Below are 12983 nucleotides of genomic sequence, written 5' to 3' on the forward strand. Positions count from 1 at the left end.
TATACTTGTGTTTAGTTCCATCCAGCATTTTGTTTCAGTACACCATTGGATAAGGTAATCTGCTTATTGGGTATTTGCATAAATCCTTTCGTTGTCAAAAAACGCTCTTTAGTCACGATGACCTTCTCGGGTACAGATCCACTTAGCACATCCTCTGTTGTTTCTAGTGTTGCGGCGGCATTATTCAGCCCCTGCCGCAATACATCCCAATAGCGGATACCTTCAAAAGCAAATTCAAATTTTCTTTCTTTCAGAATATTGTTTTTTGAAACTGCTAGCGACACAAAATTGGTCTTATAAGCTCTTTTTCTTACCTCATCAAAGTATTTCTGCGCGTTTGCGGAACCGAGTTCTGCCGCCATAAGCAAGACATCAGCATAGCGGATGACAAAGTAATCCTGGTCTTGGGACAGTTGCATATCCTTATCCCCACCTGTATTGGTGGTCCCATCCGGCAATGCCGTGGGGGCGTATTTTTTTATGGTGTAACCTGTATACTCACGCTGGTCTTTGAGGTCAAATCCAGTGATGTTCTCGCCATCGATATCAATAATTGAGGCGGTTTTGCGCGTATCCATGTTGTCAAACTCATTGAAAAACTTTTTGCTTACCGTACATGCCCCCCATCCTTGGCCATAGGGCGACCAATTTTTTCCGCGCAAGCCCAGAAAGACGACCCAGCGGTTGCCATCAACATAACCGTTGTAGTTCGATGTATTGTTGAATTTCTGTGCAAATACAACCTCTGCATTTCCCTTGCCGGCATATTTGGAGATATCTAGTGTATTATTGCTTGCATTGGGGATATAACTCGCTGCTGGCCACAGATTTTTGAAATCAGCCACCAACGCAAACTGGCCGCTACCGATAACCTCTTCCAGTCCCGCCAGGGCTTCGGCTTTGGAGACACCGATATCCTCGCCACCATAATAACCTGAATAAAATAGATAAACACGGGCTAATAGCGCTTTTGCTGCAAATGGAGTAGCCCGGCCATCATTGGTTGCCGCAGCTGACTTGGGGTAAGCTGTGGCTGGGATATTGGAAGCCGCAAATTTAAGGTCTGAAACAATCAGTTGATAAATCGCTTTGGGATCCGACTGTGGAATATTCTCATTGGTCGGGCTCGTTAGCAAAGGTATGTTTTCGAATAGACGGACGAGATCAAAGTACATGGTCGCCCGTAGGAACTTCGTTTCCCCTTCAATACGTGCCCGCGCTGTTGTGTTGCCTGAAAAATCAGTGCCATCCAATTTTCCCAAGAGTGTATTGCAGCGAAAAATTCCCGCATAGTAATCAGACCAGGTACCATCAAAGATATTATTGTCCGATTGGGACTGCGCAATATCAAAACGGTCTATTGCCTGAAATGATCGACCGTCTGTTGTACCTGTTCCGCCAAAACAATTGTCGGCGGCCACCTCTGCTGTCAGATAGAAAGATTGGCTCCCATTGGAGGTTGTGCGTTGATAACCATCATAACAGCCGACCAAAGCCATGTCAGCATCGGCTATGGTTTTATAAAAATTGCTTTCCAAAACGCTTGTCATCGGTTCGACATCCAAAAAACTGGATGAACATGATCCTAAGATTAAGGACCCAAATAACATGGAATGATAGATATAGCTCGTTTTTTTCATGATTTCTTGTGTTTAGAATTTAACATTTAGGCCAAATAATACAGTCCTTGGTCTTGGATAGTAACCAAGGTCGATACCCGACACCCAACCATCGGTTCCATAACCGATCTCGGGATCCATCCCATCATATTTGGTGAACGTGAACAGGTTTTGTCCTTGAACGTAGAAGCGGATCTGATTAGCATACTTCCATTTGATCAGCTTCGATAGATCATAACCTAAGGTCACATTGCTGATCCGAAGAAAGTCTCCATCCTGAATATAAAGGTCTGAAAACTGCCAATTGACATTCGTTTCCGTAACACGGGGAATTGTACTGGAAGTCCCCTCTCCGGTCCATCGGTCTAATATTCGCGTGGTATAGTTTGCTTGTTTATTGGCATGATTGCGGTAAGATTGTACAATTTTGTTTCCCAGGGAACCGTAGGCATTCACCGAGAAATCAAATCCTTTATAATCCAGTCCAATATTAAATCCATAAGTAAAATTAGGCATGCCCACACCCAGATTTGTCTTATCCGAGGCATTAATAATACCATCACTATTCTGGTCTACATATTTCACATCGCCCGGTTTCACATCCGCTTGAAGGATACCTTTCCCGGCTGTTTTCCAGGCGTCGATCTCGGCTTGGTTCTGGAATAGGCCGTCTGTCTTATACCCCCAGAAGTAGCCAATGGGTAGACCATTTGCAGCACGATAAAATTCTTCCGAATTATCGTATAACATGGCTGTCTGTCCATGGATAATGCCATCTTCAGTCGGAATCTGTCCCACCTTATTTTTGTTATAGGCACCATTTACCCCAAGACGATACTTGACTTCATTGATCTTATCCGCCCAATTTAGGCCCAATTCCACCCCTGTATTCTTCACATCACCGCCATTGATAAAAGGGGGCAACGTACCGGTTGTCGCCAAAACGGGCGCTGTAACCAGCCAGTTCTTCGTCTTTTTGACATAAAAATCGGCCACAACATCCAGGCGGCTGTTCGCAAATTTGGCGTCAAATCCAATATTGGTCTGTTCGGAAGTTTCCCAGGTCAGATTCGGATTGGATAAGCGGCTCGGATAAGCACCGGCGATATTATTGTTGCTCGTTCCAAAGACATAATGTGCTCCGGGGTTGGAGGATGTAATGCCTGTTGAGGTACTGATGGGTGCCGCATATTGAAAATCAGCGATATCCTGGTTACCCACTTGCCCCCATGAAGCACGAAGTTTAAAGAAGTTTACAGCCGCTAAATGTTCTTTAAAAAACTCTTCCGAAGAAATTACCCAGCCCGCCGATACCGAAGGAAAATATCCCCAGCGATTGCTGCGAGAAAATTTAGAAGATCCATCTGCACGCAATGTAGCATTCAACAGGTACTTTTCCTTATAGTTGTAGCCCAGCCGCCCAAAATAGGATACCCTACGCGTGATGTTTTCTGGTTTTCCAGACACGGTACGCGTTTCGACGACATTACCTTTTTCGTCCAGGTGTGCCTGGCCTGTGGTATTGTCCAGGTAAGCATGTGCAAAATCATTGAACTGCGAAAGCAGATTCCAGTTGGATCCCGAAAGGTAAGTTCCCTGGTAACGTAGCGATTCCATACCAACCATAGCCGAAAAACGATGATCCGTATGGATATCAAAGTCATAGGAAGCAGTATTTGTCCAGGTCAGCGTATGACCTTTGCTCATGTTCTGTGAGGTTGTTGTATGATTTTGGTTGTAGGTGTAGATGGAGAAGCGGTATAAGGGCGTAAAACTTCTGTATTCTGAAGCATAATAGTTGAATCCCAGCAATGACCGGACCTTCAAGCCTTTGACAGGCTCAATCTCCGCAAATACATCCGCCAGTAATTTTTGGCCATCATTGGCGTTGTTCGAATTGGTCATCATCACCCCATATGGATTGCTGTCCCCATTGTACCAAGGTGAATTGGAGGTATCATTGAAAGGACTTCCGTACAAGCCATTGTCCGAGTACACCGGTGACAAGGGCGAAGTCGCAAAAGCACCGCGTAAGGTATTATTGTACTGGTTGCCTACACCGATGCCCCGATTTTTGATGTAGTTAAAGTTAAGGTGCTGACCTATTTTCACAAAGTTATCGAAGAGTTTATGTTCCGAGTTCGTACGGAAACCATAACGCTGATAGTTGGAAACATCTTTACCACCGACAATTCCCTCCTGACCAATATAGTTCATCGATAAGGCGTAGGTGGATTTTTCATTGCCGCCAGTCAGGGCAACATTGTAATTGTCCATTTTTGCATTATCCTTAAACATGTAATCCATCCAATTGGTATTGGCCAGACCGTCCATGCTGTTAAAATCAATAACCCCAGCCCCCGAATTCAGTGATTGCTCATTCATGATCACCTTGTACTGATCTGCATCCAGCAATTTTGCTTTACGCGAAACGTTCTGAATGCCTGTATAGCCATCAAACGACACCACATTTTTTCCCGCAGCGCCCATTTTAGTGGTGACCAGAATAACCCCATTGGCAGCCTGCGAACCATAGATGGCGGCCGAAGCCGCGTCTTTCAGTACGTCGATAGATTGGATATCGGCCGCATTTAAGACCGAAATATCCCCTCCCGGAACGCCATCGATGACGTACAAGGGGCCTGAATTGCCAATTGTTCCCAGCCCCCGGACGACCACCTTCATATCTGCTCCCGGCTGACCGGAAGTTGATGTAATGGATACACCCGGTGCTTGCCCCTGAAGCGACTGCAGCGGGTTTAATTGATTACGTTTCTGCAGTTCTTCACCCTCTACCTTCAAGTTGGCTCCTGTATTCAATTTTTTCTTTTGTACACCGTAGCCGATAACCACCACTTCTTCAAGATCGGAAGCTTGCGGCTGCAGGCGGATCACCATATTGGGGCCAGTCACTGTAATTTCTTCGGTTTTGTACCCTACGTAGGTAACGATCAATACTGTCCCTGTGCTGGCCTTCAGTGCGAACGTGCCCGATTCATCACTGCTTGTTGAAATCTTCTGATTCTTTACTTTGATACTCGCTCCCCCGATCGGCAGTCCTGAATCAGCCGAAACAACCGATCCGGTAAAGGATTGTGCCCAGACCAAAGAGGTTACGCTGGTCATGACAACGACGGCCATGCCCCTGCTCAACAATTGTTTGCTTATCATATCTCTTGATTTATAAATTGGTTTTTATTATTTTAATTTGACCTGCAAGGCTTTACCGGCATAGGTTACCACTGTGGGTTTTGCTGGTGAAACATCCAGTCCAACGGCGTTGCTGTCGCTGACAAAAATGAAATTGAACTTTCTTTTGGTCAGCATGCCATCGAAATCACCCTGACGGTTGGCCACTGACAGCGTCTTTGTCGAATTGTCATAACTGAAATCAATGCGACTATATTTCCCTTTTTCATAATTATAGTTGCTTCCTTCGTCTTCATAGAGTGAAAAATGACCGTTTGCTCCCGCATAGACATAGACATCCAGTACATCCGGCTTTTTCTCGGCAGTATACTGCATGACCGGTCCAATAGGCAATATTGCTCCGGCTCTGACATAAACAGGGATACGTTCGTATGGTGCAGCAACAAGCAGATCCTGCCCACCTGTTACCATCTTGCCACGGTATAGATCATACCAGCTGGTTCCTTTTGGAAAGTGTATCTTGCGTGAGCTCGCACCTTTTTCAGTGACAGGACTGATGAGCAAAGATGGTCCCCAAAGGTATTGGTCATTGCGGTCGAATCCATCTTTGTCCTGAGGGAAATCCATGGCAAGTCCACGTATCATCGAATAGTCTTCAAAAAAAGTCTTTGCGGCAAGACTATAATTATAGGCCAGTAATTTATAACGTAGATTGATCGCATAGATCATGCTTTTATAGGCCGGATGATCCACAGGAGCGATATTATACGGCTCGCGGTAGGGATATTGTCCATGCGCCCTGAATAAAGGCAAGAATGCCCCATATTGGTACCAGCGGCTATTCAGCTCGCGCCACTCCTCCAAGTCCGCCGCATCAGGTTTGTGAAACCTGTTTTCAACCAAAAAGCCACCTGCATCCATCGTCCAATAAGGTGTACCGGACATCGAGAAATTGATGCCCCCGGCAATTTGATCTTTCATGTCATGCCATCTCGAAGCAATATCGCCGCTCCAGGCAGCAGCCGCATAGCGCTGCTGCCCTGCAAAAAAGGATCGCGTCAGAATAAACACCCGTTTGTTAGGATCTGTTTCACGCTGGCCCTCGTAGATACCCTTGGCATTTTGCAAAGGGAACGCATTATAGTAGCGAACAGATGATCCTATAGCTGGCTGAAAGACCGATTTACGCTCATCCAGATCAATATTGGAGTGAATATCTGGCTCACTCGCATCCATCCACCAAGCATCGATCCCAATTTTGAAAAGATTGTTGTCCAACAATTTCCAGAACCCATCGCGTGCCGCTTTGTTGAAAGGATCATAAAATGTCGAGGTATAGCCCTTTCCGATCCAGTCTTTACGGCCGTCATAAATATTTCGCGGATAGATCCATTTGTTGGCTTTAAATTCTTGGTATACCGATGACTCTTCATTGATTTTGGGCCAGGCCGAAATCATGATCTTAAAGTGCTGATCATGCAGCTTCTTCACCATAGCCAGAGGGTCTGGAAAACGCTTTACATCAAATTTTTGGCTCCCCCAGTCGTTTTCAGCCCAGTAAGACCAATCCTGCACAATATTGTCGATCGGAATCTTACGTTTGCGAAATTCAGCCGCGACCTCCTCAATTTCCGCTTGTGTCTTGTAACGTTCTCTGCTCTGCCAAAATCCAAAGCTCCAAATCGGCATAATCGGTGCCTTGCCGGACAAGTGGCGATAACCTGCAATGACCTCATCCATTGATGCGCCCTGTACAAAGTAATAATCAATGGCATCTCCAGCTTCTGAATTAAAGGAAAATACGTTTTTACGCGCTTCTGGAATGGGGCTCTGCCAGTTTAAGGTAAAATAAGATTCGCCCCCATCAGGTATCCATTCCATTCGGATCTGGTAAGTTTTATCTTTCTGCAGGTCTCTTTCTATTTCAAAGGTACCCGCATTCCAGGATTGCCGCCAGCGGTCAGCGACCTGCTCGCCATCAATCCAAACTTTCATATAACCTGAATATTTAAAATGCAGCACATGTTTGCCAGTATAGGGCGAAGAGAAACTTCCGGCATAGATGACTTTGCTTTCGGCCAGCTTTACGCTCTTTGGAAATTTGTGCTGATCTGTTAGGTAGCCATAGTCAATGATTGATTCCGGTCGGGATAGATACACTTCTTCGTCCTTGTTCCGATTTACATAGGTTGCCGTGAGCCAACCCGGTTCTCCTTCTTTTGACTGCAACTTAAAAGCATTTAAAGGCAATAACGGCCTCACGTCGCCCGCTTTTGTAATGGAGTAATTGTGCCATAAAATGCCATAGTTGTTAGTGGACAGTAAAAAGGGTATTCCGATTTCTGTATTGTACTGCAGCAGCGAAACCTGTTTGCCACGGTTATAATTCATCACCGCATTCTGATGTTGGCCGAGTCCATAGATCCCCTCTTCCGCATTGACAATAAAGTCCTGGTTAATGTGATAAAATGCATCACCTTGATAACTATTAGCTAAAAAAGAACTTGAATTCCGCTTTGCTTCTTTAAGGATGGATTGCCCCTTAAGGTCAAAAAATTCCACTTTGCCGTTCATCAAGGAAACCACTGCCTGCATATTGGCCGTTTGTACATTTACCGTAGAGTCGGTCGAGCTTACCGCAAGTGATTTTACTTGCCGGCGCAGTGAATCGACGATCACTAAGCTCGTTTGTCCCGGTAAGACTGCACCAGCTGGAACAGCTGTAACACGCACAATCTTGTCGGTTACGACATCCAAATAAATATCCTGATCAATGGAGGTCTCCGAATTTTTGAAGCTGACCTTAATACCGGAAGGCATTTTTTCATAATGAGCTTTATTGGCTTGGCTAAATCCCTGCTGCACGATTGCGAAGAGCATCAAACCACTTAAAGCGTACGTTAAGTTGCGCATTTAAATAAGATTTATTGGTTATTATATTCCCTTGGTTATTACGCGTCCTTTCCTATTGAAAGAACAGATCAAATATAGAATGCAACCGGTTGTATAAGGGGTATATTTTGTTAACTTTTAGGGGTTATTTTGTTAACTTACGCGGGGATACTGGCGGAAAACACTATCGACAATTCTCTTATTTACAAGCTTTTTCGATAAAAAGACGGCAGGTTACCAAATGCAGATTTAAAATATTTGCTGAATTGTTTCGGATTTCCGAATCCTACTTCATAAGCAATTTCAGCCATCGATAATTTCGAGTTCTGAACCAGATGCATGGCACGTTTGAGCCGAATATGTCGGATGTATTCCATCGGTGAATAGCCTGTGATGGCAAGCACCTTTTTATAAAGCCCTACGCGCGTGATGTTCATTCTTTTGGCAAGCAGTTCGACAGAAAGCGAAGAGTCACTGAGATCCTGTTCAATTTCCATTACCAGCGCACGGATAAATTGTTCATCAGCAGATGCGATATCGGGCTGCGTCAGATTAACATTAATCTGTTTTTTATACCGTTTTACCATTGTCTGTTGTTGATGGAGTATCTGCGCTAATTTTGAACGCAGCAGGTTAATATTAAAAGGCTTGTTGATATAATCTGTAGCACCCGACTCCAAGGCTTCCAGTTCAATTTTCTGATTGACTACGGCCGTTACAATCAGCACAGGGATATGGACCAGCTTGGCCTGGGCCTTTATAAACCGGCAAAATTCCAGTCCGCTCTCTCCAGGGAGGCTGAGATCGGTGATGATCAGATTGACCTGTTGCTTGCTTAGGATCAATTTTGCATCATTGATGCTTTGCACAGCGTGGATTAGGTAGGCTGAACTCAGGCTCCGCTCCAGGTAATGGAGGAAGTCGATATCATCTTCGACCAATAAAATAGCGGGTTTATCCTGCTTATCGCTTTCGACAGGATCGACACTCGCTTTGGCCTTATGTATGGGTAGCTGAACTTTAAAAATCGTCCAGTGCACATTGCTGCTTAGCGCGATAGTTCCGCCCAAGAATTCGACATAGTCTTTAACAATAGAAAGCCCGATTCCCGTACCCTGATTCAGTTTTCCATTGGGCACATCCAGTTGCATGTAACGTTCAAATACGCGGGCTTGTAGGTTTTCGGGAATCGCTGTACCCTGATTTTGAACTTCAATACGCAGCATCTTTCCTGTTTCGTGTTCAGTGACTTCGGCATGGAATGCCACAATGCCGGATACCGGGCTAAACTTGATCGCATTTGACATCAGATTGAAAATAATGCTTTCCAATTTGTTTTTGTCAAACCAGGACAGATAGGTGTCTGGAGCGATATTGACCTGCAGCGAGATCTGATTGCTTTGCGCTATCCCCGCAAAGGCATCAAGCATTTCGCGGATAAATCCCATGAGGTCCCCATACGCTTCGTTCAGCTCAAGCTCACTTTTCTCCAATTTTCTAAAGTCCAGCAGCTGATTGACCAATTTAAGCAGACGGTCTGCATTCTTCTTGATTAAGTTTAGGTCGGCTTTTTTTTCTGGATGCTGCTCTTCATCCAGCAGCTGCTGCGCTGGAGTTAGAATCAAACTGATCGGAGTTCTGAATTCATGACTTATATTGGTAAAGAAACGTGTTTTCAACGCATCCAGTTCCTTTGCCTGTGCAGCCTGTTCCTGGGCGAGGTAGAGTTGATTGCGCGTCTTGACACGTAGTTTTGTCAAATAAAAATAAGCCCATAGGATGATCAGTAACAGGCTGGCATAGAAAAGAAAGGCCCAAGCCGAACGCCAAAAAGGTGGCTGTATATCGATTGTTAGGAGCAGCACGCCCTCAGACCAGCTATTCGAATCGATGGCGTGCCGAATATACAAATTGTAGCTTCGGGTGTCTAGATTGGTGAAATTGGCGCGCATGGTTGCCGGTTCAAAATCAAACCATTCATCACTTAGACCAGCAAGCTGATATTGGTAGAGTCCATTATGCTGTTGCAGGTAGTCAAAGGTAGAGAACTCCAGCGAAATGGCATTGAGGTTGTAAGGAAGACTCAGTTCTTTAAGATTATTCAGGGCTTGATCGTAAATGACCCGGCCCGAAAATTCCTCACCTACGGCTATCCGCTTGTTAAATAAATAAAGATTGGACAAAAGCGGTAAGACCAGTTCACTTTCGCTGCTAATTTTCTTAGGGTCGATAAAATTGAATCCCTTTGGCCCACCAAAGACAAGTCTTCCGTCCCGCATTTTTAAAGCGGCGTTTTCATTGAATACATTCCCCTGAAGGCCTGATTCCCTTGTAAAATTGCGGATGATGAACTTCTCGGCCTGCCCTTTGCCGACAATCGCCGACAGTCCTTTGTTTGTTGAAGCCCAGATTCCCCCCTGATTATCGACCAAGAGCGCCAGGATCGCATCGTCGCTGAGTCCATCCTGCTGTGTGAGATAGCTTACTTTTGTACCGTCGATTACATGCAAGCCCTCTTGTGTTGCTACCCAAATACGACCAGTTTTGTCCTCTTTAATATCATAAATCAGATCATTCATAAGTTTCATGGGCGAACTGGATGTATTCATATAGCTAATCTTGTCGTCGGGAGCCAACAATGCCAAACCTGTCGCTGTGCCGATCCAGAGCCGTTTTTTTGAATCTTCAAACAAGACAGAGATATAATTGCTGTTAATGGTTTGTCCCTGCCGAGTATACGCTCTCGAAAACTGTTCTGTCTTTTTATCAAACAGGTACAAGCCAGCACTTAAGGTTCCTATCCAAAATCGATGTTGACTATCCTCGTAGATCTCCCATACACTATCGTCGTTCAACTTTCCAGGTGCCGAATCACGGTGGAAAACCTTAAAACTTTTGCCGTCGAATCGACACATACCACCTCGATAAGTTCCGATCCACAGCTTATCTTCCGTATCCAGCAATAAGGAAACAATCACGTTGGAGCTCAAACTGTTGGGATCCTGAGGATCATGCAGGTATTGCGTGAATGTTTTCTGACTGCTATTATAATAGAGCAATCCCCCACCGTTTGTCCCGATCCATAGATTACCCTTTCGATCCTGTACAAACTTATTGACATCGTCAAAGGGAAGCGATTTAGGAAGCCCTGGATAGTTCCTGATTAAAGAGAATAACAACAGCTTGGGATGATAATAACTGATGCCACCTTTATAGGTTCCCGCCCATATGATACCTGACTTATCCCGATATAAAGCCGTTATGCTATTGTAAGGTAGGCTCCGTAAATCATATTTATCGTTAGCGAGGATCTGTACACTTTTTGTTTTTTTATCATAAACATTGATACCACCATGATCAGTTCCTAGCCAAAGATGCCCTTGATCATCTTGCACGATATTACCTACAAAAGGATTGGATAGTTCTTTTTGGAGGTGTTGAATTGATCCATCTTTCGGGTCAAACCAGTATACACCGATTGGAATATCCTTTGAGAAGATCCATATCGCCCCATCCTGATCGGCAAATAGATTATAATTTACCAGCTTATTGCTGATCGGCAATAAGCTAGTTTTGGTACTTCGCAGTGATTTCGTATCAATGTGACCCAGCAGGCCATTTTCGTAGATTACCCAGATCGTCTGCCCTTGCCCAGCTATCACATCGGCTATTCGGTTGTTTTTGGTCAACTGCGGTATAGTACGATAGGTTTTCTTTAGGCTATCGTACAAGATCAGCGAACGATCACTATACAATAGTGCAAAGGTCTGCCCTTCCAGCTGTCTTATCGTATGTACGTCTTTGACGGGCAACTTTAAGCGGGTCAGTATGGAATCAAGCTGCTGGACGATAATGCCTGAATGCTGATCATACACATTCATCCGGTTGCTGGTACGGATCCATACATTGCCTTCTGGTCCCTCAAAGATTGCGGAAATCGAATTTCCACTCAGCCCGGTACGTTTATTAGCGGAATAGCGAAAATTTGTGAATTGCGCTCCATCAAATCGGCTAAGGCCAGATTCGGTACCAAACCAGAGGTAATTGTACTTATCCCTGAGTGCGCAATTGACATGATTATGGACCAGGCCCTGGTCAGAAGTTAAGGTTTTAAACGCATACGTATTGACCTGGCTCCAAACTGAAGATTGCCCTAAGAAAAGGAGAAGAAAGAGTTGGAGATAAGCGAATAAAAAAGACTTAAGCTGCTGCATTGGTTATCATCTCCCCAATGATACAAAAATTGAGTAAATACAGCAAATCAAGTTGCTATTAATATAAGCTTTAGCATGAGCCCCATATTTTTTATCCTATAAACTAGGTTACCACATTGAGATCAAGTTCGTGAGTTAAACCTAAATAACACCATTTTTATAGGGATATAGCAGGGGGTTAACAAGGGTTTACCCCTGTTATACCCCTGTTAACCCCCTGTTACCCCCCAGTTAAACCCCTCCTACTGGTTGAACTCGTATAAATTAATTGATACGTTTAACCACTCTAAACAATCGTTAAAATCCAAGAAAGAAATTGACTTATAAGGAAGTGATGGAAAACGTAAAAAAAAGCGAAACAACGCTACATAGAACGTGCAATATTAGTTATAAAAGACAAAAGCTAATGCTATAGGCCTGATTCATTTCGATAAATGATCCCTTTACTGAAATTGTTTAGGCCTATCTTTTTCTGCTGCTCTTGCGGCAATCTCATCAATGCGTTTTTTGCGGGTATCTGGTCTTTTGGCAAGAACAATCCATTGCAACATCATTTTTTTGACGGATTTACTCAGCCCAAGAAAATAATCTTTTGAACCAGCATAATGTCGAAATGCTTCATCCAGATCCTCGGGAATAATTAATTCTTCCACACTGTCCAAAATTGACCAAGAGCCATTTTCTTGTGCTATTTTTATAACCGCGTACCCCGCTGGAGCCATCAGATTCGCATCGATTAGTTTTTTAACTTTTTCTTTGTTAATTCTAGACCACGTGCTCTTTGGTTTTCTTCGACTAAATAATTGCATAAATGAATAGGCATCAATCGGCCTCCTCGTGCTATCAATCCAGCCAAAACACAAAGCTTCATCCACCAGCTCTGTCCAACTGACTACTGGTAGATTTGATTTTTTGGTATTACAGATCACCCAAATTGATTGTGCTATTTGATGATTGTTTTCGAGCCAAAGCCGCCACTCTTCCTTTGTGTTCAGGTAAATAGTGACTCTTTCTTCTGCATGGTGTTTTATCATTGTTTTTGTCGATTGGAATAGATCGAATTTATCTATTGTGAAAATACGACTTTTTCAAATGCTAATCATCACTG

5 protein-coding genes are annotated in these 12983 nt (G+C 44.1%); all 5 read right to left on the reverse strand.

The genetic code is table 11. The features are described from left to right. Positions 1–11: 11 nt before the first annotated feature. The 5 genes from B3E92_RS17535 to B3E92_RS17555 all read right to left on the reverse strand — a co-directional run bounded on the left by B3E92_RS17535 (position 12) and on the right by B3E92_RS17555 (position 12909). Complete coding sequence (locus B3E92_RS17535; RefSeq protein WP_112374501.1) at positions 12–1640, reverse strand: RagB/SusD family nutrient uptake outer membrane protein; 1629 nt, start codon at positions 1638–1640, stop codon at positions 12–14. A gap of 12 nt (positions 1641–1652) precedes the next feature. Then, on the reverse strand, positions 1653–4790 hold the full coding sequence (locus B3E92_RS17540; protein WP_286897720.1) for a SusC/RagA family TonB-linked outer membrane protein: 3138 nt from the start codon (positions 4788–4790) through the stop codon (positions 1653–1655). Positions 4791–4817: 27 nt separating this feature from the next. Continuing rightward, entirely contained in the window at positions 4818–7682 is a 2865-nt protein-coding gene (locus tag B3E92_RS17545) for a TIM-barrel domain-containing protein (protein WP_286897722.1), read from the reverse strand. 182 nt (positions 7683–7864) lie between these two features. After that, positions 7865–11875: a hybrid sensor histidine kinase/response regulator transcription factor gene (locus B3E92_RS17550; RefSeq protein ID WP_286897724.1), complete on the reverse strand. Its 4011-nt coding sequence runs from the start codon at positions 11873–11875 to the stop codon at positions 7865–7867. Positions 11876–12318: 443 nt separating this feature from the next. After that, a complete protein-coding gene (locus B3E92_RS17555) occupies positions 12319–12909 on the reverse strand; it encodes a YdeI/OmpD-associated family protein (RefSeq protein WP_046675883.1) in 591 nt (196 codons plus the stop codon). Positions 12910–12983: the final 74 nt, after the last annotated feature.

This window comes from Sphingobacterium sp. UBA6317 (assembly GCF_002440385.1).
Classification (GTDB): Bacteria; Bacteroidota; Bacteroidia; order Sphingobacteriales; family Sphingobacteriaceae; genus Sphingobacterium; species Sphingobacterium multivorum.